The organism is Stenotrophomonas sp. CASM101 (assembly GCF_049384845.1).
Lineage (GTDB): Bacteria > Pseudomonadota > Gammaproteobacteria > Xanthomonadales > Xanthomonadaceae > Stenotrophomonas > Stenotrophomonas hibiscicola.
This window is the reverse complement of sequence record NZ_JBMRFR010000016.1, coordinates 1-22,738: the sequence shown is the minus strand read 5'-3', so window position 1 is coordinate 22,738 and position 22,738 is coordinate 1. Positions and strand designations below refer to the sequence as shown.

At 67.6% G+C, this 22,738-nt stretch carries 18 protein-coding genes; 9 read left to right on the top strand and 9 right to left on the bottom strand.

All coding sequences use genetic code 11. From position 1 onward, the window contains the following. Positions 1–38 precede the first annotated feature (38 nt). A complete protein-coding gene (gene queA / locus VG543_RS17475) occupies positions 39–1,115 on the bottom strand; it encodes a tRNA preQ1(34) S-adenosylmethionine ribosyltransferase-isomerase QueA (RefSeq protein ID WP_111104032.1) in 1,077 nt (358 codons plus the stop codon). A gap of 211 nt (positions 1,116–1,326) precedes the next feature. On the opposite strand from queA, the gene VG543_RS17470 reads away from it, so the two are divergent. Beyond that, entirely contained in the window at positions 1,327–2,823 is a 1,497-nt protein-coding gene (locus VG543_RS17470) for an aminotransferase class III-fold pyridoxal phosphate-dependent enzyme (protein WP_019661257.1), read from the top strand. 183 nt (positions 2,824–3,006) lie between these two features. Next, the gene (locus tag VG543_RS17465) at positions 3,007–3,600 is read left to right on the top strand and encodes a TIGR00730 family Rossman fold protein (protein ID WP_019661256.1); all 594 of its coding nucleotides are present in this window, start codon (positions 3,007–3,009) and stop codon (positions 3,598–3,600) included. 20 nt (positions 3,601–3,620) lie between these two features. Here the strand turns inward: VG543_RS17465 and VG543_RS17460 are convergent, their stop codons facing one another. Further along, complete coding sequence (locus VG543_RS17460; protein WP_019661255.1) at positions 3,621–6,464, bottom strand: bifunctional diguanylate cyclase/phosphodiesterase; 2,844 nt, start codon at positions 6,462–6,464, stop codon at positions 3,621–3,623. A 247-nt stretch (positions 6,465–6,711) separates the two neighbouring features. Between VG543_RS17460 and VG543_RS17455 the strand changes: the two genes are divergently transcribed. The 5 genes from VG543_RS17455 (at position 6,712) to VG543_RS17435 (ending at position 10,895) form a co-directional block, all read left to right on the top strand. Then, positions 6,712–7,230, top strand: a complete 519-nt coding sequence (locus tag VG543_RS17455) for an RNA polymerase sigma factor (protein ID WP_229301621.1) — start codon at positions 6,712–6,714, stop codon at positions 7,228–7,230. Then, positions 7,227–8,231 (top strand): hypothetical protein, encoded by a 1,005-nt coding sequence (locus tag VG543_RS17450; protein WP_180832330.1) that lies wholly within the window; start codon positions 7,227–7,229, stop codon positions 8,229–8,231. The genes VG543_RS17455 and VG543_RS17450 overlap by 4 nt, the downstream gene beginning before the upstream one ends. Before the next feature lie 40 nt (positions 8,232–8,271). Further along, positions 8,272–8,865 carry a YigZ family protein gene (locus VG543_RS17445; RefSeq protein ID WP_308305990.1) on the top strand — a complete coding sequence of 198 codons (594 nt, stop codon included), beginning with the start codon at positions 8,272–8,274 and terminating at the stop codon, positions 8,863–8,865. Next, positions 8,858–10,630 (top strand): ABC transporter transmembrane domain-containing protein, encoded by a 1,773-nt coding sequence (locus VG543_RS17440; RefSeq protein ID WP_019661252.1) that lies wholly within the window; start codon positions 8,858–8,860, stop codon positions 10,628–10,630. Before VG543_RS17445 ends, VG543_RS17440 begins: the two co-directional genes overlap by 8 nt. 70 nt (positions 10,631–10,700) lie before the next feature. Continuing rightward, positions 10,701–10,895, top strand: a complete 195-nt coding sequence (locus tag VG543_RS17435; protein WP_019661251.1) for a hypothetical protein — start codon at positions 10,701–10,703, stop codon at positions 10,893–10,895. A 231-nt stretch (positions 10,896–11,126) separates the two neighbouring features. On the opposite strand, the gene VG543_RS17430 is transcribed toward VG543_RS17435, so the two are convergent. The 3 genes from VG543_RS17430 to VG543_RS17420 form a co-directional block, all read right to left on the bottom strand. Continuing rightward, complete coding sequence (locus VG543_RS17430; RefSeq protein WP_111104002.1) at positions 11,127–12,251, bottom strand: prephenate dehydrogenase; 1,125 nt, start codon at positions 12,249–12,251, stop codon at positions 11,127–11,129. Beyond that, positions 12,248–13,156, bottom strand: coding sequence for a pyridoxal kinase (pdxY, locus tag VG543_RS17425; protein ID WP_019661249.1), 909 nt, complete (start codon positions 13,154–13,156; stop codon positions 12,248–12,250). Before pdxY ends, VG543_RS17430 begins: the two co-directional genes overlap by 4 nt. 561 nt (positions 13,157–13,717) lie before the next feature. Next, positions 13,718–14,917, bottom strand: coding sequence for an MFS transporter (locus tag VG543_RS17420; protein WP_423179145.1), 1,200 nt, complete (start codon positions 14,915–14,917; stop codon positions 13,718–13,720). Between the two features lie 72 nt (positions 14,918–14,989). Between VG543_RS17420 and VG543_RS17415 the strand changes: the two genes are divergently transcribed. Beyond that, positions 14,990–15,787: an AraC family transcriptional regulator gene (locus VG543_RS17415; RefSeq protein WP_069137857.1), complete on the top strand. Its 798-nt coding sequence runs from the start codon at positions 14,990–14,992 to the stop codon at positions 15,785–15,787. A 59-nt stretch (positions 15,788–15,846) separates the two neighbouring features. Here VG543_RS17415 and dnaJ read toward each other — a convergent pair whose 3' ends face one another. The 4 genes from dnaJ to hrcA form a co-directional block, all read right to left on the bottom strand. Continuing rightward, positions 15,847–16,968 carry a molecular chaperone DnaJ gene (gene dnaJ / locus VG543_RS17410; protein WP_111104896.1) on the bottom strand — a complete coding sequence of 374 codons (1,122 nt, stop codon included), beginning with the start codon at positions 16,966–16,968 and terminating at the stop codon, positions 15,847–15,849. Positions 16,969–17,122: 154 nt separating this feature from the next. Then, positions 17,123–19,045, bottom strand: coding sequence for a molecular chaperone DnaK (gene dnaK / locus VG543_RS17405; RefSeq protein ID WP_021202053.1), 1,923 nt, complete (start codon positions 19,043–19,045; stop codon positions 17,123–17,125). A gap of 181 nt (positions 19,046–19,226) precedes the next feature. Next, positions 19,227–19,742 carry a nucleotide exchange factor GrpE gene (grpE, locus tag VG543_RS17400; RefSeq protein ID WP_019661244.1) on the bottom strand — a complete coding sequence of 172 codons (516 nt, stop codon included), beginning with the start codon at positions 19,740–19,742 and terminating at the stop codon, positions 19,227–19,229. Between the two features lie 63 nt (positions 19,743–19,805). Next, on the bottom strand, positions 19,806–20,870 hold the full coding sequence (gene hrcA / locus VG543_RS17395; RefSeq protein WP_019661243.1) for a heat-inducible transcriptional repressor HrcA: 1,065 nt from the start codon (positions 20,868–20,870) through the stop codon (positions 19,806–19,808). Between the two features lie 115 nt (positions 20,871–20,985). Between hrcA and recN the strand changes: the two genes are divergently transcribed. Beyond that, complete coding sequence (recN, locus tag VG543_RS17390; protein WP_251102713.1) at positions 20,986–22,647, top strand: DNA repair protein RecN; 1,662 nt, start codon at positions 20,986–20,988, stop codon at positions 22,645–22,647. Positions 22,648–22,738 lie beyond the last annotated feature (91 nt).

Below are 22,738 nucleotides of genomic sequence, written 5' to 3'. Positions count from 1 at the left end.
CGCACCAACGGTGCGCACCCACCACAAGCAGGCAGAGGTCAGCGCCCTACCCCCGCCTGCGGGAACAGCAGCATCGCGTCGCCGTAGCTGAAGAAGCGGTAGCGCTGCTCGATCGCGTGCCGGTAGGCCTCGAACACCCGCTCCTTGCCGGCAAACGCGGAAATCATCATCAGCAGGGTGCTTTCCGGCAGGTGGAAGTTGGTCACCATCGCGTCGACGCTGCGGATGCGGTAGCCCGGGGTGATGAAGATCTGCGTTTCACCGGCAAACGGCAGCAGCTCGCCATCGCGCATCGCGCTTTCCAGCGCGCGTACCACGGTGGTGCCGACGCCGATCACCCGGCCGCCGGCGGCGCGCGTGCGCCGCACCTGCTGCACCAGTTCGGCGCCGACGTTCAGCCACTCGCGGTGCATCACGTGGTCCTTCAGGTCATCGGCGCGCACCGGCTGGAAGGTGCCCGCGCCGACGTGCAGGGTGACATGGCCGAAGTCCACGCCCTTCTCCTTCAGCGCGGCCAGCAGCGGTTCGTCGAAATGCAGGCCGGCGGTCGGTGCCGCCACCGCGCCCACTTCGCGCGCGAACACGGTCTGGTAGCGCTCGCGATCGTCCACGCCCGGCTCACGCTGGATGTACGGCGGCAGCGGCAAGCGGCCGGCGTGCAGCAGCCACTGCTCCAGCGACTCAGGCACGTGGAACTGCAGCACGTAGAACTCGCCGTCGCGACCCAGCACCTCGGCCTCCCCACCGGCATCCAGCGCAATGCGGCTGCCGGCCTTCGGCGACTTGCTGGCGCCGACCTGGGCACGGGCCTGCTGGCCACCGAGCAGGCGCTCGATCAGGATCTCCACGCGGCCGCCGCTGGCCTTCTGCCCGAACAGGCGCGCCGGGATCACGCGGGTGTCGTTGAACACCAGCAGGTCGCCCGGCTGCAGCAGGGACGGCAGGTCGCGCACCTGCAGATCGGTGAAGGCCGCAGGTGCGGCCGGCACCAGCATCAGGCGGCTGGCGGAACGTTCGGCCAAGGGAGCCTGCGCGATCAGTTCAGCCGGCAGGTCGTAGTGGAAATCGGACTTCTTCAAGGCAGTGGGCGGCAACAGGTCGACAATGGCGCGCATTGTACGTCCAGCGTCTGCGAGCCGGCGCGCTTCGCGGCGAACGTCGCGCAAAATGCTGCTATGCAGCAGGTTTCTGCGGGGTTATCGCGCAAAAAAACAAGTGCTAGCATCGAGTTGGAAGTCCGCTGCACGAGCCTGCCCCCAAGCGCGCGTGATGACGCGCGTTTTGCATTTGAAGGCCCGTGCGACCCATCGTTTCAGGAGATCTGCAATGAGCTTCATCGAACGCCTCGCCCCCCTGCGCGCCCAGCCCGGCACCCGCCTCACCTCCGGCCTGGACGACGCCACGCTGACCGCCCTGTCCGCCAACCACCCGCAGCTGATCGCCGCGGTGGACGCCGCCGCCGAGGAATTCGCGCGCGTGCAGGCCGACCTGGGGCCGCTGCTGGCGCAGGACGAACAGGCGCAGATCGACGCGATGCAGGATGGTTTCGTCAACTTCTACGCCGATGACGCGGTGACCCCGTACGTGGCACTGGCTGCGCGCGGCCCGTGGGTGGTCACCCTGAAGGGCGCCGTGCTGTACGACGCTGGCGGCTACGGCATGCTCGGCTTCGGGCACACCCCGGACGCCGTGTTGGAGGCAATGGCCCGCCCGCAGGTGATGGCCAACATCATGACCCCCAGCCTGTCGCAGCAGCGCTTCATCACCGCCCTGCGCGCCGAGATCGGCCATCGCCGTGGCGGCTGCCCATTCGCCCGTTTCATGTGCCTGAATTCCGGCTCCGAAGCGGTCGGCCTGGCCGCGCGCATCGCCGACGTCAACGCCAAGCTGCAGACCGACCCGGGTGCGCGCCACGCTGGCGCTGCGATCAAGCGCGTGGTGGTCAAGGGCAGCTTCCATGGCCGTACCGACCGCCCTGCCCTGTATTCCGATTCCAGCCGCAAGAGCTACATGCAGCACCTGGCCAGCTACCGTGGCGAGGATTCGGTGATCACCGTGGCGCCGTACGATGAGGCCGGCCTGCGCAAGGTGTTCGAGGACGCCGCACGCAACCAGTGGTTCATCGAGGCGGTGTTCCTGGAGCCGGTGATGGGCGAAGGCGACCCGGGCCGCTCGGTGCCGCCGTCGTTCTACGCCGTGGCCCGCGAACTGACCCGTGCGCATGGCAGCCTGCTGCTGCTCGACTCGATCCAGGCCGGCCTGCGCGCGCATGGCGTGCTCTCGGTGGTCGATTACCCGGGCTTCGAAGGCTTGGACCCGCCGGACATGGAAACCTATTCGAAGGCGCTGAACGCCGCGCAGTACCCGCTGTCGGTGCTGGCGGTGACCGAGCATGCCGCGCAGCTGTACCGCAAGGGCATCTACGGCAACACCATGACCAGCAACCCGCGTGCGCTGGACGTGGCCTGCGCCACGCTGGCCCAGCTGACCCCACAGGTGCGCGCCAACATCGCCGAACGTGGCGCCGAAGCCGTACGCAAGCTGGAGCAGCTGAAGAACGAGCTGGGCGGCCTGATCACCAAGGTGCAGGGTACCGGCCTGCTGTTCTCCTGCGAGCTGGCGCCGCAGTTCAAGTGCTACGGCGCCAATTCCACCGAAGAATGGCTGCGCCAGCACGGCATCAACGTGATCCACGGTGGCGAGAACTCGCTGCGCTTCACCCCGCACTTCGGCATGGACAGCGAGGAGCTGGACCTGCTGGTGGGGATGGTCGGCCGTGCCCTGCGTGAAGGCCCGCGCCGCGAACAGGCCGCTGCCGCGTAAGCCTGCTTGGCGTTTGTAGAGTCGAGCCATGCTCGACTCGGCCTTTGCCGCGATCTGAACGAAGAGCAGCCGAGCATGGCTCGGCTCTACAGAAGGGCTCATAATCCAAGGACACCCCGTCCCCGACCGCCCTGCGGTTGGCGACGGGGCGTTTTCGTTTCCGGCCAAGAGACAGGAAGATCCATGAAATCGATCTGTGTGTACTGTGGTTCCAACGCTGGCAGCAAGCCGGCCTACACCGAACGCGCCATTGCCCTGGGCGACCGCATTGCCCGCGACGGCCTGCGCCTGGTGTATGGCGGCGGCAACGTCGGCCTGATGGGAACCGTGGCCAATGCCGTGCTCGCCGCTGGCGGCGAGGTGACCGGCGTGATCCCGCGCCAGCTGGCCGACTGGGAAGTGGCCCACCGCGGCCTGACCGAACTGGAGATCGTCGGTTCGATGCATGAGCGCAAGTCGCGCATGTTCGATCTTGCTGACGGCTTCGTCGCCCTGCCCGGCGGCTTCGGCACCATGGAAGAGATCTTTGAAATGCTGACCTGGCGCCAGCTGGGCATCGGCAACAAGCCGTGCGCCTTCCTCGATGTGGAAGGTTTCTACGCCCCGCTGATCGGCATGATCGATCGCATGGTGGAAGAGCGCTTCCTGCACCCGGACCAGCGCCAGGACCTGTGGTACGGCTCGGACATCGAAGCGATGCTGGAGTGGATGCAGAACTACCAGCCGGCCCAGGCCTCGAAGTGGATCGACGAGAAGCGTCGCGCTGCCCTGCGTTGATGCAGCCGCACGCGGTGGGCTCAGGCCGCCGCGTGCGACCACGGGGCGGGCCGCCCCAACAGGTAGCCCTGGCCGTAGTCGCAACCCAGTTCGCGCAGGGTCTGCCGCTGCGCCTCGGTCTCGATTCCTTCGCCGATGGTTTCGATGCCCAGCGTGCGCGCCAGCGACAGCACGCCCTCGACCAGCGCGCGCGTGCTCTGCACTTCCGGCCCATGCAGGCCAGCGATGAAACTCTGGTCGATCTTCAACGTGCTGATCGGGAAACGGTGCAGGTAGGACAGCGCGGAGAAGCCCGTACCGAAATCGTCCAGCTGCACCTGGATGCCGCGCTCGCGCAGCCCCTGCAGGATGCGCAGGGTGTGCGGGGCATCATCCAGCAGCGCCACCTCGGTTATTTCCAGCCGCAGCCGCTGCGGATCGGCCCCGTATGCGTCCAGCAGGCCGAACAGGCGGCCGCTGAACTCCGCAGAGCGGAAATGCCGCGGTGATACGTTGACCGATACATAGCTGTGCCCGCCTTCGGCGAGGCCAATGATCACCTGTTCGTAGATCAGCCAGTCGACCTGCTCGATCAGGCCGCTTTCCTCGCCCAGCTCCAGGAACGCGCCGGGCAGCAGCAGGCCACGGCGCTCATGCTGCCAGCGCAGCAGCGCCTCGTGGCCGACCACTTCACCGTCGGACAAGCGCACGATCGGCTGGTAGAACGGTACGAAATCGCGGTTGTTGATCGCACGGCGCAGGTCGGCTTCCAGGTCCAGGCTGCGCATGGCTTCTTCGCGCATGTCCTCGTCGAAAATCGCACAGCGGTCATGGCCCTGCGCCTTGGCCCGGTACATGGCCGCATCCGCATCGCGCAGCAGCTCTTCTCCGGTGCGGTAGCGCGGATTCCACAGGGCAATGCCCAGGCTGCCGGACGGAAACAGTTCGCGCCCGGCGATCCACATCGATTCCTGCAACGCCAGCAGCAGCCGCTGGCCGAAATCCAGTGCCTGGGCCAGACCTTGCGGGCATTGCAGCAGCACCGCGAATTCATCACCGCCCAGCCGTGCCACCACGTCGTCGGCGCCGGCCATCGATACGATGCGCTTGGCCACTTCCTCCAGCATGCGGTCGCCGGCGGCATGCCCGATGCTGTCGTTGACCAGCTTGAAGCGATCCAGATCGAGGAACAGTACGGCGAACACCGGGCCACCCTCACGCCTGGCCAGCACCAGCGCATCCTGCAGTCGATCCAGCAGGTGCAGGCGATTGGGCAGGCCGGTCAGCGCATCGTGCATGGCCTGATGGGTGAGCCGCTGCTCGGCCCGCAGCCGCTCGCCGATCTGCCCGAGCAGCTTTTCGTTGACCTCGGCCAGCTCGCGGGTACGTTCTTCCACGCGCTTTTCCAGTTCGGCATGCGCCGAACGCAGCCGCTGCTGGTCGCGTTGACGGGCCAGGCCGGTACCGATGTTCTGCGCGACGAAGGTCAGCAGGCGCTGGTCGTGAACGCTGAACGTGCTGTTTTCGCTGTAGCTCTGCACCACGATCGCGCCGACCACTTCGTCGTCGCGCAGCAGCGGCACGCCCAGCCAGCAGTGCGAACGTGCACCGGATTCACGCACCTCGCCACTGGCCAGCAGCGCATCGATCTGCGCGCGCGAGGCCAGCAGCGGGCGCCGGTTGCGCACCACGTATTCGGTCAGGCCCCGGCTGAAGGGCCGTGGCGCGCGGCTGGCATTGTGCTCGTCCACCGAATACACGAAATCCAGGCCGTTGCCGGCCGGGTTGACCAGGGCGATGTAGAAATTGCGCGCGTCGAGCAGGCGCCCGACCACGCCGTGCACCTGCCCGTAGAACTGAGCCAGGCTGTCGGCCGACATCGCCATTTCGGCGATGTTGTACAGGGCGGTCTGCAGCTGTTCGGCACGACGACGCTCGGCTACCTCGTCCTGCAGGCTGTGGTTGGCCCGCTGCAGTTCCTGGGTGCGCCGCGCCACCTGCTGTTCCAACCGGACCTGCGCCTGGCGCCGATCCATCGCGGTCTGCACGTGCTGGGCGACGAAGCCCAGCAGTGCGCGCTCGGCCTCGCCGTAGCGGGCGGCCTGTTCATAGCTCTGAACCACGATGGCCCCGCAGACGCGGCCGTCGCGCAGCATCGGCACGCCCAGCCAGTCCAGGCTTTCGGGACCGCGCTGCGGGTCATGCTCCTGTTCCATCACCTGCGCCAGCAGTTTGCGCGAAGGGCCACTGAGCGGCTTGCCATGGCGCAGCAGCGCCACGGTCAGGCTGCGCGGCATCTCGCTGGCGTCATGGCTCTGCGTGGGATCGGCGACGAAGTCATCGACCTGATCGGCAAAGTACAGGAACCGGATCTGGTCGCGCACATCGTCGTATTCCACGATGTAGCAGTTCTCGGCATACATCAGCGTGCCGAGCACGCCATGCACGTGGCGCAGCATCTCGGGCATTTCCAGATCGGCACCGGCCAGATCGGCAATCTGGAACAGGGCCTGCTGCAGCCGCTCGGCCTCTTCCAGTGCCTTGATCTGGCCGGCTTGGCGGCCGCGCTGCAGCGCCAGTTCCATCGCCTGCCGGGCAACCCCCCACCATGCAGGCGAAGGCGCCGCCCCGGCTACCGACAACAGCAACCGCGCACCGTCGTATTCCCAGCCATGCTGACCCTCGCCGATTCCCGGCTCCGCGGCCACCTGGCCGGCAACTGCTGGCGACGGCCAGCCGCCCTGGCCACGACCGAGCTGCGGGTCGTCCCAGCCAACGCGAACCACGGCCGTTTCCGGCAAAAGCGCATGCAACGCGCGCACCAGCGCCGTGCTCAGCACGGCCTCGTGTGGTGACTCTTCCGCCGGTTCAGCATGCGTGGACAAATGACAATCTCTTGGCGCCGTCTGTGCGTCGCCTCCCCTGAGCCGCCGAGCATAGCGCGCCACCCGGGGGGCAATGGAAGCCCGTAAACCCCGAATCGTGCACCCGTACGTTTTTCCTGCTGTCCGTAGCCCCATCCGAGCCATGACCCTCGCCCTGCCCGCCCCCGCCACCGGCTATGCGCCATCGCCCGCAGGCCTTACCCTGTACGCCGTGGAAGCCAGCGCACTGCCAACCGATGAAGCCTTGATGCTGGCCTGGGCCGGTGGCGACCTGCGCGCCTTCGAAAGCCTGTATGCGCGCCACCGCAAGCGCCTGTTCGGCTTCCTGCTGCGGCAACTGCGCGACAACGCGCTGGCCGAGGAGATCTTCCAGGACGTCTGGCAGCGGGTGATCAGCGCCCGCGCCGGCTGGCAGCCCGAGGCCGCGTTCAGCACCTGGCTGTTCCGCATCGCCCACAACCGCCTGAATGACCATTGGCGTGCCGCCCGTCATCGCCCCGCCGCGCCGGCCGACGCCGATCTGCGCCTGGCCGCGATCGAGGATGGGCAGACCCCGGAGGGCGAGCTATCCGAATTCGAGCAACGTCGCCGCATCCAGCTGGCGATGGAACAACTGCCGCCGGAGCAGCGCGAAGTGCTGCAGCTGCGGCTGGATCAGGAACTGAGCCTGGAGGAGATCGGCCAGATCACCGGCGTAGGCCGGGAAACCGTGAAATCGCGGCTGCGCTATGCGATGGACAAGCTGCGTGCGGGATTGAACGCATGAACCGAGACGAACCACTGACGCCGGAAGAACGCGAGCTGTCCCGGCTGCTCGGCCGTCGCGCCGAACAGGCACCGCCGGCTGCACTGGACACCGCCATTCTGGCCGCGGCCCGTGCCGCCGTGGATGCTCCGCCTGCCGATGCAGTGGCCTCTCCGGAGGCACCGCGCACGCAGCGCACACGCCCGCGTTGGCCGGCCGTGTTCGGCATCGCCGCCTCGATGGTGTTCGCCATCGGCATCGCCTGGCAGCTGCGTCCGGAACCGCCGCCGATTCCGGCCGGTGAGGCGGCCGTGGCTGCGGCACCGGCTGCGGCAGAAGACAGCGCGGCTGCCGATCAGGCCGCTGGCAACCGCGCAGCCGACAGCGCGGTGGTGGCAGCGGATCCTGCTACTGCGCCCGCAGCACCCGAGGCGGCCCCCGTTGCCGCCGCCCCGGCACCGGCCATCGCGCGGGCGTCCAAGCCCGTTCCGGCCGAACCCGATGAAGCGTCGGCCCAGGCAGCACGATCGATGGCTGCGGATGCGGCCGCCGATGTCTCCTTTGCGGCCCTCCCGCCCGCACCGGCAGCGGCGCCGCCTGCGCCACCTGCGCCACCGGCACCGGCCGCCTACCCGGCACCCACACCGGCACCGGCCCTCGCGCCGGCAGCGTCCGGGGCACTGAAAGCACGCGCGGCCAGCGCACCGGCCGCCAATGCAGCCGAGGTCGAGCGGGCGCAGGCGCTGGATCGGGTGGAGATCACCTCGATGAAGCGTGAGGCTCCCAGCCGTTCCGCACCGGGCATCATGCGCCGCGGCAGCGATGCGCGCCTGAGCGCGGATGCCGTGCAGGCCGAAGTGGACGCCGACGCACGACTGCCGCGCCGGCAGTGGCTGCAGAAAATCCGCACACGACGCGACGACGGCCAGCGCGATCTGGCCCGTGCCAGCCTTGAGCGCTACATGCAGCAGTACCCGGAAGCGCGCCTGCCGCGCGACCTGCGGCCGCTGCTGGACGATTGAAGCGGACGGGAACACCCGGCAACCCCGTAGAATGACGGGAATGCTCGATACCCTCGCCCAGCCGGTCAACCACGCGCTGGAAGTCAAACACAGCCGTTTCATCACCCAGGCCGCGCCCATCGACGGCGCCGCAGCGGCCATGGCGTTCCTGCAGCAGGTCGCGGTGACCGATGCCACCCACAACTGCTGGGCCTACCGGCACGGCCAGGACTATCGTTCCAGCGACGATGGCGAGCCGGCCGGCACGGCTGGACGTCCGATCCTTGCGGCGATCGACGGGCAGGGCTTCGACCGGGTGATGGTGGTGGTGACGCGCTGGTTCGGCGGCATCAAACTCGGCGCCGGTGGCCTGGTACGCGCCTACGGTGGCGCCGCCGCCGAGTGCCTGCGCACCGCCCCGCGCCTGCCGCTGGTGGCGCTGGCCCGGTTGCAGCTGCTGGCTGGCTTTGAGGACCTCGGCACCCTGCACGCCACCCTGCCCGCCTTCAGCGCGGAAAAGCGCGATGAACAGTTCGATGCCAACGGTGTGTGCCTGCGGATCGAACTGCCTGCCGATCAGGTCGACGCATTGAAAATCCGCCTGCGCGACGCCACCCGTGACCGTATCCGCATAGAAGACGACCAGGATGACTGACAAGGACGACGCCCCCGCTTCGACCCCGCCGCTGCGGCGCCTCGGCAGCCTGCGCACGCTGTGGCCATTCGTGCGCCGCCACAGCGGGCTGTTCACCGCCTGGCTGCTGGCCCTGGCGGTGTCTTCGGCCGCCACGCTGAGCCTGCCTCCGGCGGTGAAGCAGATGATCGATCATGGTTTCAGCAGCGGCGGCCAGATCAACCGTGCGTTCGCCCTGCTGATGCTGGTGGCGGTAGTGATGGCGTTGGGCACGGCCGCGCGCTTCTACTTCGTGTCGCTGCTTGGCGAGAAAGTCGTGGCCGACCTGCGCAGCCAGCTGTATGCCCACCTGATCCAGCTGGGCGCCGGCTTCCACGACCGCAGCCGCAGCGGAGAGCTGGTTTCGCGCCTGACCGCAGACACCGAACTGCTGCGCAGCGTGGTCGGCTCGACCATGTCCGTTGCGCTGCGCAGCACGGTCACGGTCATCGGCAGCCTGGCGATGCTGTTTGTGACCAGTCCCCGGCTGGCGGCGTGGTCGCTGCTTGGCATCCCACTGGCGGTGCTGCCCATCATCATCGGCGCACGCAAGCTGCGCACCGTCGCACGCAACAGCCAGGACCGCATCGCCGACGCCAACAGCCTGGCCAGTGAGACACTGGGAGCGGTGCGCACGGTACAGGCACATGCGCGCGAACCCTATGAACGCGGACGCTTTGACAAGGCACTCGGTGATGCCATCGGTGCCGCTCGGCGCCGCATCGGCGCGCAGTCGCTGGTCACCGCCAGCGCCATCCTGCTCGTGTTCGGCGCCATCGTCGGCGTGTTGTGGCTGGGCGCGCACGATGTCATCGACGGCCGCCTCAGCGCCGGCACGCTGGGTCAGTTCGTGCTGTATGCATTGATCGGCGGCGGTTCGGTGGGCGCGCTGGCCGAAGTATGGAATGAGCTGCAGCGCGCCGCCGGCGGCATGGGCCGCATCGGCGAGCTGCTGCAGGAAGACATCGAGATCCGCGCGCCGGCCCAGCCGCACGCGTTGCCGCAACCGCTGCGTGGCGAGATACGATTCGACGACGTGGTGTTCCACTACCCGCAGCGACCAGACCAGGCCGCACTGGACCACTTCAACCTGCATGTGCGCCCCGGCGAGACCGTAGCGCTGGTGGGTCCGTCAGGGGCGGGCAAGAGCACGGTGCTTTCGATGCTGCTGCGCTTCCATGACCCAGCCAGCGGCCGCATCGACGTGGACGGCATCGACGTGCGCCAGGTCGACCCGGCCGAGCTGCGCGCGCAGCTGGCGCTGGTGCCGCAGCAGCCGACGCTGTTCGCGGCCAGTGCACGCGACAACATCCGCTATGGCCGCCTGCAGGCCAGCGACGCGGAAGTCGAGGATGCCGCGCGTGCCGCCGAGGCCGATGCTTTCCTGCGCGCGTTGCCGCAGGGCTATGACAGCGAGCTGGGTGAGCGCGGTGCCCGCCTTTCCGGTGGCCAGCAGCAGCGTGTGGCGATTGCCCGCGCGCTGCTGAAGGATGCGCCGATCCTGCTGCTGGATGAAGCCACCAGCGCGCTGGATGCACAGAGCGAACACAGCGTGCAGCAGGCATTGGAACGGTTGATGGCGGGTCGCACCACGCTGGTCATCGCCCACCGCCTGGCCACCGTGCTCAAGGCCGACCGCATCGTGGTGATGGACCAGGGCCGCATCGTCGCCGAGGGCACGCATGCACAGCTGCTGGCCGAAGACGGACTGTACGCTGAACTGGCACGCCTGCAGTTCATCGATTGATGACGTCCGGCTAACATCGGCGCGGCCAAGCTGGCCGCGCAGCAGCAGCATCCGCTGAAGGAGGTGCACGATGTCGTTCCGTCAGTTCCCCGCCGTCGACAGCAACGGCGAAAGCCACATCATCATCGAGTTCAAGCCCGAAGCGAGTGGCAGCGGGCACCACTCCGAAGCTACGCCACGCTATGAGCTGGATGACGGGCGCCAGCTGGTGCGCAATGGCCGTGAATTCACCACCAGTGGCGGCGAGTTGAGGTTGACGATCTGAGGCTCGCCGGGCATGGCCCGGCGCTACCGGATTTCATTCCGCCCCGCTCTGGTGGGTGTCGACCTTGGTCGACATGCTTTTTGCCAAAGGCGGTCGAGCATGGCTCGATGCTACAAAAAAGCATGGTCAATTTTTGACCAACCATCTTGACAGCCTTGGCTGCCAAAGGCTGCGCGCGGTTATCCACATGTTTGCTCAGAATCCATCCACACCACCTGTGGATGAATGTGTTCAACCCAGCACCCGTCCGATGCCGCTGGCGTCCACCTCGGCCGCTGCCCGACGGATCGCCGTCGGATCACTGCCGGCCACGAATCCGATACGGAAATGCACCTCGCCCCCGGGCGTGCGTGAGGAATGGATCGAGGCCAGGCTGATGCGGTGCTGCTCGAACACGTTCAACAGTTCACGCAGCGAGCCCGGCCGGTCCTCCGGCAAATGCACCGACAGCGCGTTGCGCTCGGTCAGGTCCGCCAACAGGTAACCCACGCGTTCGAACGTGTAGTTGCCGTCAGCCAGTTCCTGCTCGCCGAAGGCATTGCGATTGGCCAACAACAGCTGCTCACGGAATGCACTGCGTGCAGTGTCGTCGCCCTGCCCGACCTGGGCCTGCAGGGCCTGCAGCTGGCCGACCAAGCGCTCCAGCATCGGCGCCACGTACGGGTTGCCGAACTGGATGTCCTCGTAGATCGCGGGGTTCAGCGACAGGATGCGCGAGATGATCGCCGTATCCAGTTCGAACGATGCCGACCGGTACGGCATCATCGCGGCCAGGTCGCCCAGCTGCGGCTGGTACTGGCGCAGCACGCCGGCCTGGGCCAGGTGGGTGGCATGCACCATCGCCTGCACCAGCGCCATCATCTGGTCGTGATGCTGCGGCGTGGCGCGCACGCACTCAGCCTGCAACGCCGTGCACAGCGTATCAACCCACGGTTGCCAGTGCCGCAGCCGCGCTTCGCAGACCACCATCACCCGGCCCTTCAGGGTCGGCGCCTTGGGCGGCGCGGTCATCGGGTGCAGGCCGACCACTTCGGCTTGAGAGGCCAGCATCGCCTGCACCGGCGCTTCTTTTACCGAGGTCACGTCCAGCCACAGCCGGTCCTGCTCGCGGCCGGCCGACTGCTGCACGTACGCGGCAATCAACGCCGGCGTATGCCGGATCGGTGCCGAGAACACCAGCACGTCAGCCTGCGCCAGCAGCTGTTCCGGCGTATGCGAGTCCGGATCGGCCGGATCGTGGCCGATCACCTGCAGCTGCATGTGCTGCTGGAAGAAGCGGGTCAGCCAGCGCCCGTAGGCGCCGGCACTGCCGATGATGCCGACCGTGCGCGGCGTGCGTGGGTCCAGGCCGCTCATGCCACGCGTTCGGCGCGGAAGCGCGTTCCTTCGGCCAGCGCCGCCGGCGCTGCAGCAATCACGTCGAACTCTTCGAAGCCGTTGTCGAGGGTCGCCTCCAGCGCCGCATGGGTGCCGGCAATCGCGCGCGAGATCGCTTGCTGCATCGATTCGCCGCGCAGCAGGAACGACACCACCAGCGACATCAGCACATCACCGGTGCCTGCCACGTCCACTGGCAGCAACGGCGAGGTCCAGCGCCAGGTTTCCTCGCGGCCAACGGCCAGGGTTACCAGCTCACCCGGGGTGCCGCCCACGCTGTGCGCGATCACCCAATGCGGGCCGCGATCCAGCAGCGTGCGCGCGGCGGCGATGGCATCGGCCTCGGCCAGCGCTGGCATGCCGGTCAGGCGATTGAGTTCAAAGGCGTTCGGGGTCACCAGCCAGGCATGGGGCAGCAGGCGCTCGGCGAAGATCGCTTCCAGGCCCGGTTCCACGTACGGGCCGGTGTGGGTGTCACCGATCACCGGGTCCAGGCAATAACGCAGTTGCGGGCAGCCCGGCAGGATCGCGTCCAGCCAGTCGGCGAAGGCGGCACCGTTGGCGGTGCTGCCGAAGTAGCCGGACACCAGCATCTTCGCGCGTTGCGGCAGGCCGCGCTCGTGGCTGCCGAGCAGCAGGTCGGCGAACCAGTCGGCCGGCAGCACGCGGCCACGCGTGGTGTCGTAGAACGGCGCGTTGCTGAGCAGCACCGTCGGAATGCTTGCCACACGCACGCCCAGCGCGCGCATCGGCGGGATTGCCGCGCTGTTGCCGGCATGACCGTAGACGAGTTGCGACTGGACCGAGATGACATCGATCGGCGACGGACCGTCGGGCCGCTGGCGGCGGCCGTGGACCAGGTGGTTATCAAGGGATTCGCTCATGGCCGCATTCTACGCCCAAGGGGGTTTTCGGCAGGGCTTGCAGCCCTGCACCTGCAGAATCAACGTCAACATCAAAAGCCAGAGCGGGCTATCCGTGGTATGGCGGGGCGGTGTCGGAGTGCGGGGACGCCGCAAGTACGTCCTTGTAGGCTTGGCAGCGGCATCCATGCCGCTGACACCCCGCACTCCGACACCGCCCCGCCTTCGACAGGTTCACGCGGCTGTTGTTCCGCGCGGCAGTTGGTAGGTGTCGACCTTGGTCGACACATCTGTCTGATATCGAATGAGTCATCCACGCATGGCGTGGATCTACCGTGTCGACCAAGGTCGACACCCACCAGGGCAGTACGTCGTTCCGACAGATCGCGGAAAACTGTCGAAGGCGGGGTGGGTCCGGTTGCGGGGGCGTGAGCGCCATGGATGGCGCGACCGAGCCTACAAGGACGTATTCACGGCGCCCCCCGCAACCGGACCCACCCCGCCAATCCACGGATAGCGCGCTTTGGCTTTTGCCGTTGCCTCTGCGGGTGCAGGGCGCAGCCCTGCAAAAAAAAGCACCCCTCATTGAGCGGCAGGCCGCGACGGCGGCAGCCACGCCGCCACGATGCCCAGCAGCGGCAGGAACGCAGTCAGCTGATAGACGTACTCGATGCTGGTCTTGTCCGCCAGCAGGCCCAGCACGGCGGCACCCAGCCCGCCCATACCGAACGCGAAACCGAAGAACAGGCCGGACACCATGCCGATCCGGTGCGGCATCATTTCCTGCGCATAGACCACGATGGCCGAGAACGCAGAGGACAGCACGAAACCGATCAGCACCGCCAGCACCGTGGTCCAGAACAGATCGGCATGCGGCAGCATCAGTGCGAACGGCGCAACGCCCAGGATCGAGGTCCAGATGATCGGCTTGCGGCCGATGCGGTCACCCAGCGGGCCGCCGAGGAAGCCGCCGGCCGCGGACGCCACCAGGAATGCGAACAGGTGCAGCTGCGCCTGTGCCACCGGAATGCCGAAATGGTGGATCAGGTAAAAGGTGAAGTAGCTGCCGATGCTGGCCATGTAGAAGTACTTGCTGAAGATCAGCACCAGCAGGATCGCCAGCACCTTGGCCACGGTGCGCGGCGGATGGCGCGGCGCCGTCGAGGCGGTGCTGGCCGGACGCGGGGTGCCCAGGTGCAGCGCGTACCAGCGGCCGACATAGGTCAGCAGCGCGATGCCGATCAGGGCGGCGCCGGCAAACCACGATGCGGCATGCTGGCCATACGGCACGATCACCGCCGCTGCAATCAGCGGGCCCAGCGCGGTACCGAAGTTGCCACCGACCTGGAACACCGACTGCGCGAAACCATGGCGACCGCCCGAGGCCAGCCGCGCGATGCGCGAGGCTTCCGGATGGAAGATGGCCGAACCAATGCCGACCATCGCCGCCGCCATCAGCACCACCGCGTAGTTCGGTGCGAAGCCCAGCAGCAGCATGCCGCACAGGGTCGAGGCCATGCCGATCGGCAGCGAGTACGGCGCCGGGCGGCGGTCGGTGGCCATGCCGATCAACGGCTGGAAGATCGAGGCGGTGAGCTGGTAGGTCAGCGTGATCAGGCCGATCTGGGTGAAGCTGAGGTTGAAGCCGCCCTTGATCACCGGATAGATGGCCAGGATCAGCGACTGCATCATGTCGTTGACGACATGCGAGGTGGAGATGGCGGCCAGCACGCCGGGAGCCACCGGGCGTGAGGTCGTTGCGGGAGAAGCCAGGGTCGACATGGACACAGTCAGGTTGGGGGCGAGCCACGCATGCTACGGTGACCTCCCCCTCCCTTCTGCCGCGTTCGGGTCATGGCATATCGCAAAAAGGACATCCCCTGCCAGGTCCGCGAGACTGCGCCGTGGAACGAGGTTCCGGTGCACCGCCCAGTGACCTGCCGCGCCCGCCATTACAAGCCCGGGACCCACATCGCGCCCCACCGGCACCGGCGTCACCAGCTGGTGTTCGCCATGTCCGGACTGATGGTGGTGCGTGCAGACGGCGGCCGCTGGGTAGTGCCTTCAACCCGCGCGATCTGGGTCCCGGCCGGCACGGCCCATGCGGTGGACTGCATCGCCGAAGTACACATGCGCAGCCTGTACGTGGAGCCGGACTTCGCGCCGCAGCTGCCGGACGAAGCGTTCGCGGTACAGGTGGCGCCGCTGCTGCGCGAGCTGCTGCTGGCCGCCAGCCTGATCGAGACCGCGCATGTGGACGACAGCCGCGACGGCCGCGTGGTGCGCCTGCTGCTGGACGAGCTGCACCGCATGGACGTGCTGCCGCTGCACCTGCCCTCGCCCACCGACCCGCGCCTGCAGCGGATCTGCCAGCACATCCAGAAGCATCCCGGCGACGACGCCACGCTGCAGGATTGGGCGCAGGCCCTGCAGGTGGACGTGAAAACCATCCAGCGCCATTTCGCCAGCGAACTGGGCATGACCTTCGGGCAGTGGCGACAACAGGCGCGGCTGCTGGCCGCACTGGAACGGCTGGCCGTCGGCGACAAGGTCATCGATGTCGCGCTGGCGATGGGTTACGACAGCCCAAGCGCGTTCACCAGCATGTTCAAGCGGCAGCTGGGGCAGACACCTGCGGCGTTTTTCCGCTGACCGCATACGAAAACGCCGGGCATGGCCCGGCGCTACCGTTCAATGCTTGCGTTGAGAACTCAGGACGTCATGCGGTCCCAGAAGCCCTTCACGCCATCGATGAAGGTGGCCGACTTCGGCGAATGCTTGCGCGCTTCCTCACCAACGAAGGTGGCTTCGAACTGCTCCAGCAGCTTGCGCTGCTCGTTGGTGAGGTTGACCGGGGTCTCCACCACCACACGGCAGTACAGGTCACCCTCGCTGCGGCTGCGCACCGAACGTACGCCCTTGCCACGCAGGCGGAACAGCTTGCCGGTCTGGGTCTCGGCCGGGATGCGGATCTCCGCCTCGCCGCCGAGCGTGGCCACGCGCACGGTGTCACCCAGTGCCGCCTGCGAGATGCGGATCGGCACTTCGCAGTGCAGGTCGTCGCCATCGCGCTGGAAGATCGCATGCTCGCGCACGCGCACTTCCACGTACAGGTCACCCGGCGGCGTACCGGCCGGACCGGCTTCGCCCTCGCCCTGCAGGCGGATGCGGTCGCCGGTATCGACGCCGGCCGGCACCTTCACCGACAGCACCTTGTCTTCCTCGACGCGGCCGTTGCCGTGGCAGGTCTTGCAGGGCTTGGCGATGATCTGGCCACGGCCGCCGCAGTTGTGGCAGGCCTGCTGCATGGCGAAGATGCCGCGCTGGATGCGCACCTGGCCACGGCCGTGGCACACGTTGCAGGTCTCGACCTTGCCGTCCTCGGAGCCACTGCCATCGCAGTCGCTGCACTCGGCCAGGGTCGGAATCTCGATGCGGCGCTCGACGCCGCGCACGGCTTCTTCCAGGTCCAGCTCCATCACGTAGCCGATGTCGGCGCCGCGACGGGCCTGGCGCGGACCACCGCCGCCACCAAAGATGTTGCCGAAGATATCGCCGAAGATATCGTTCATGTCCGGGCCGCCCGGACCACCGCCGCCCATGCCGTGCTCGAACGCGGCGTGGCCGTGGCTGTCGTACATGCGGCGCTTGTTGCCGTCGGACAGTACTTCGTAGGCTTCCTTGCACTCCTTGAAGGAGGCTTCGGCCGCCGCATCACCCGGGTTGCGGTCCGGGTGGAACTTCATCGCGCAGCGACGGTAGGCCTTCTTCAGCTCGTCGTCGGTGGCGGTGCGGGCAACGCCCAGCACTTCGTAGTAATCGCGCTTGCTCATATCGTGAATCGGGTTCCGGAACGTCGGGATTCGTCAAAGCGGAAGAGCGGAACCAGGTCCGCTCTTGCGTCGGGCGCCCCGACACGCCGGTGGGCGGTCAGGACCCTGATGCGACAACGGGACGCTGGTGGCCAGCGTCCCGCGTCGGTCCGGATCAGGACTTCTTGTCGTCCTTGACTTCGGTGAACTCAGCGTCGACCACGTCGTCCTGCGCCTTGCCGGCATTGCCGGCGTCGGCACCCGGGGCACCGCCCTGGTCGGCCGAAGCAGCGGCGAACAGCGACTGGCCAGCTTCTTCCAGTGCCTTCGACTTGGCTTCGATCTGTGCCTTGTCGTCGCCCTTCATCGCGGTTTCCAGGTCAGCCAGCGCTGCCTCGACCTTGCCGATGACATCGCCGCCGACCTTGCTGCCGTGCTCGGTGATCGCGCTGCGGGTGCCGTGGATCAGGGCGTCGGCCTGGTTGCGGGCCTGCACCAGTTCCTGGAACTTCTTGTCTTCTTCGCGGTTGGCTTCCGCGTCGGCGACCATGCGTGCGATCTCTTCCTCGGACAGACCCGAACCGGCCTTGATCTCGACCTTCTGTTCCTTGTTGGTCTTCTTGTCCTTGGCCGACACGTGCAGGATGCCGTTGGCGTCGATGTCGAAGGACACTTCCACCTGCGGCAGGCCACGCGGCGCCGGCTCGATGCCGGACAGGTCGAACTTGGCCAGCGACTTGTTGAAGCGGGCCTGTTCGCGCTCACCCTGCAGCACGTGCACGGTCACGGCCGACTGGTTGTCCTCGGCGGTGGAGAACACCTGCGAGGCCTTGGTCGGGATGGTGGTGTTCTTCTCGATGATCTTGGTGAACACGCCACCCATGGTCTCGATGCCCAGCGACAGCGGGGTCACGTCCAGCAGCAGCACGTCCTTGACGTCGCCGCCCAGCACGCCGCCCTGGATCGCCGCACCCAGTGCCACGGCTTCGTCCGGGTTGACGTCCTTGCGCGGTTCCTTGCCGAAGAACTCGGTCACGGCCTGCTGCACCTTCGGCATGCGGGTCTGGCCGCCGACCAGGATCACTTCGCTGATGTCGCTCGAACGCAGGCCGGCATCGTTCAGGGCGACGCGGCACGGCTCGATCGACTTCCTGATCAGGTCATCCACCAGCGCTTCCAGCTTGGCGCGGGTCAGCTTGATGTTCAGGTGCTTCGGACCCGACGCGTCGGCAGTGACGTACGGCAGGTTCACTTCGGTCTGCTGGGCGCTGGACAGCTCGATCTTGGCGCGCTCGGCAGCGTCCTTCAGGCGCTGCAGGGCCAGCGGATCCTTGCGCAGGTCGATGCCTTGGTCCTTGTTGAACTCTTCAACCAGGTACTCGATGACGCGGTTGTCGAAGTCTTCGCCGCCCAGGAAGGTGTCGCCGTTGGTGGCCAGCACTTCGAACTGCTTTTCACCGTCGACGTTGGCGATCTCGATCACCGAGACGTCGAAGGTGCCGCCGCCCAGGTCGTACACCACGATCTTGCGATCCTTGTTGTCGCCCTTGTCCAGGCCATAGGCCAGCGCGGCCGCGGTCGGCTCGTTGATGATGCGCTTGACGTCCAGGCCGGCGATGCGGCCGGCGTCCTTGGTCGCCTGGCGCTGGCTGTCGTTGAAGTAGGCCGGCACGGTGATGACCGCTTCGGTGACCTTCTCACCGAGGAAGTCCTCGGCGGTCTTCTTCATCTTTTCCAGCACCTTGGCCGAGATTTCCTGCGGCGCCATCTTCTTGCCGTCGCTGGTGGCCACCCAGGCGTCGCCATTGTCATGGGCCAGGATGCTGTACGGGACGTGGGCGATGTCCTTCTGCACCTCGCCATCGGTGAACTTGCGGCCGATCAGGCGCTTCACCGCGTAGAAGGTGTTCTTCGGGTTGGTCACGGCCTGGCGCTTGGCCGAGGCACCGACCAGGACTTCGCCGTCCTTGGTGTAGGCGACGATCGACGGGGTGGTGCGATCGCCTTCCGAATTCTCGATGACGCGGGCCTTGCCGCCGTCCATGATCGCCACGCACGAGTTGGTGGTGCCGAGGTCGATACCAATGATCTTGCCCATGGGGGAGACTCCTGAGGATACTTGTTGGGGTCAGTCCGGCCGTTCGGCCGGTGGATGAATACGATGTGGGGGAGGCTCGTGGAACATTCAAGCCATCCTCCGAACGCTGTGTTTCCGGTCATCCGGCGCGTTCAGCGTCGGGTCGGGTGGCGGTGGCTGTCCGCCGCCCGGCCCCGCGGGATCACTCGGCGGCCACCACCACCAGCGCCGGCCGCAGCAGGCGCTCGTTGAGCAGGTAGCCCTTCTGGAACACGGTCACCACGCTGCCCGGGGCGGCGCCCGGGGTCGGGGCCTGGCTGATCGCCTGGTGGTGTTCCGGGTTGAACGGCTGGCCGATCGGGTCCAGCAGGACCAGGCCGTTGTCGGCAGCGACCTTGAGCAGCTGCTTGTAGGTCAGCTCCAGGCCTTCGCGCAGCGGGTGCGGGTCGTCGCCGGCGGCCTTCAGGCCGGCGTCCAGGCTGTCGAACACGGGGAGCAGATCGCCCAGCAGCTTCTCGTTGGCGAACTTGCGGGCCTGTTCGATGTCACGGGCAACGCGCTTGCGCTGGTTCTCCAGGTCGGCGCGCTCACGCAGGGCATCGGCCTTGACCTGTTCGATTTCGGCGCGCAGGCGCTCGACTTCGTCGTTGACGCCGGCGGTGGCGGCCGCATCGGCGGCACTCTGCTGGGATTCGATATCTGGCTGTTCGTGGTTCATGTCTGGGTCCCTGGCGGTCAAACTCCGCCTCCAACCACCCTAGTGTGGGCGGGATGCTGCGTTTCAAGCGTCGGATGTTCCCGGCGTGCGCGAGGCCGGTGAAAAGGCCGCGCCGAGCACATCGGCCGTGGCCTGGACCAGCGGGATCACGCGGTCGTAGGCCATCCGCTTGGGACCGATCACGCCCAGCACGCCCAGCACCTGGCCGTTGGCGGTGTACGGGGCGGTGACCAGCGAGACGCCCTGCAGCGGCATCATCCCGGTCTCCTCGCCGATGAAGATGCGCACGCCCGGCGCCTGGATGGTCCGCTCCAGCAGCTGCAGGATCTCGCGCTTGCTGGAGAACAGCTCGAACAGTTCGCGCAGGCGCTCCAGGTCAGACAGGTCCTGCACCCCCATCAGCCGGGTCTGGCCGGCCACCAGCATGTCGTCGGCCGGCGGCTGCAGGGCCTGTTCGGCCAGTTCGATGCTGTGCGCCAGCAGCTGTTCCAGTTCGGACCGGGCATCGCGCAGTTCCAGCAGCAGGCGGGTGCGGATCTCGGCCAGCGGCAGGCCGGCGAAATGCGCATTGAGGTAGTTGGCGACCTGCTCCAGCTGCCCCGGCGCAAACTCCTGGCGGGTCTCAATGACCCGGTTCTGTACCTCGTTGTCGGCGAACACCAGGATCGCCAGCACCCGCCGTCCGTCCAGCGCCACGAAATCGATCTGGCGGAAGGCGAACTGCTCCCGCCGCGGGGCGCTGACCACGCCGACGAAGTGGCTCATCGCCGACAACAGTTCCGAAGCGCTGCCGAGCAGGGCCTGGGTGCTGCCACCGCCGGCCAGCTCCTGGCGCAGCCGGGCCAGCTCGCCCTCGCCCGGCGGCTGCATCTGCAGCAGGCTGTCGACGAATACCCGGTAGCCGTGCGCGGTCGGTACCCGCCCGGCCGAGGTATGCGGCGAGGCCAGCAGGCCCAGGTCCTCCAGGTCGCCGAGGATGTTGCGGATGGTGGCCGGGCTGACCTCCAGCCCGGCCACGCGTGCCAGCGTCTGCGAGCCCACCGGCTCACCGTCCTGGATATAACGCGCGATCAGCGTGCGCAGCAGATGGCGCGCACGCGGGGCAAGCTGGTCGGGAGAACCGTGCATGGAATCAACCTGTGAGACACGGACACTAGATAATGGCGGCGCATCACCTTGGCAAGCCATTGGACCTCCCGCGCCCGCGTGCTAGCGTTGCGCGGCTGCTGATACCCCCTTACCCATGCTCAGACATCTTTCGATCAAGGATTTCGCCGTCGTCCGCGCTACCGAACTGGAGTTCGGGCCAGGCATGACCGTGGTTTCAGGCGAGACCGGCGCCGGCAAGTCGCTGATGGTCGACGCGCTGGGCTTCCTGTCCGGCCTGCGCGCCGACAGCGGCGTGGTCCGCCATGGCGCCGCCCGCGCCGAGCTTTCCGCCGAATTCGCGCTGGAGCAGCTGCAGGCCGCCCGCCAGTGGTTGGCCGACAACGAGCTGGACGACGAGGACCAATGCCAGCTGCGCCGCGTGATCCGCGCCGACGGCGGTTCCCGGGCCTGGATCAACGGCCGCCCGGTGACCCTGGCCCAGCTGGGCGACCTGGCCTCGTTGCTGGTGGAGATCCACGGCCAGCACGAACAGCAGGCCCTGCTGACGCGCCCGTCGCAGCTGGCGCTGCTGGATGCCTATGCCGGCAACGAGAACGAACGCCGCCAGGTACGGCGCGCCGCCGCGGCCTGGCAGGCACTGGTCGATGAATCGCTGGCGCTGTCGCAACAGGGCGACGTCAGTGACCGGATCGGCTTCCTCGAGCACCAGCTGCGCGAACTGGACCGGGAAGACCTTGAGCCGGAATCGATCGCGGCACTCGGCGCCAGCCACCGTCGCCAGGCCCACGCCAGCGCCCTGCTGAGTGCCTGCCAGGCGGCCAGCAACCAGCTCAACGGTGACGACGGCAGCTCCGCGCTGGACCTGTTGCAGCAGGTGCGCCACGAGCTGTCGCGCCTGATCGAACACGACCCACGGCTGGGCGAGGTGGACGGCCTGATCGAGAATGCCTCGATCCAGCTGCACGAAGCCCTGTCGCTGCTTGACCGCGTGCACGACGATCTGGATGCCGACCCGGAACAGTTCGAGGAGAACGAGCGCCGCCTCGGCCGCCTGCACGACCTGGCCCGCAAGCACCGCGTGCCGATGGACGAGCTGGGCGCGCAACGCGAGCGCATGCATGCCGAAGTGGAGCAACTGCGCGGCGCCGACGAGCGCCTGCAGCGCCTGGCCGGCGAGATCGACAAGGCCGCTGCGGCTTGGCGGATGCAGGCTGAAGTGCTCAGCGCGAGCCGCCGCAAGGCTGCGGCAGAACTGTCGGCCACCACCACCAGCATCATCGCCGAGCTGGGCATGGGCGGCGGCCAGTTCCTGATCGAGCTGGAACCCCAGGACGCCGGCAAGCCCGACCCACAGGGCGCCGAACGCGTGGAGTTCCTGGTCGCCGCCAACGCCGGCCAGCCGCCGCGCGCCCTGCGCAAGGTGGCCTCGGGCGGTGAACTGTCACGCATCTCGCTGGCCATTGAAGTGGCCGCGCTGGATCTGGACGCGGTGCCGACGATGGTGTTCGACGAAGTGGATTCAGGCATCGGCGGCGCGGTGGCCGACATCGTCGGCCAGAAGCTGCGCGCACTGGGCGAGAAGCGCCAGGTGCTGTGCGTGACCCATCTGCCGCAGGTCGCCTCCAAGGGCCATGCCCATTACCGGGTCAGCAAGGCGCCGGTGGAAGGCATGACCCAGAGCGCCGTGGAAAAGCTGGACAGCAAGGCGCGCGAAGAAGAGCTGGCGCGCATGCTGGGTGGCGTGGAAGTGAGCAAGGAAGCGCGCGCCGCCGCGCGCAAGCTGCTGCAGGTGTAACGCCGCCCGAGCCGGGCATAGGCCCGGCTTCCGCGCGGTAGTGCCGGCCCCGGGCCGGCCCCATCAACACCCACGGCAAAATCTGGCGTGC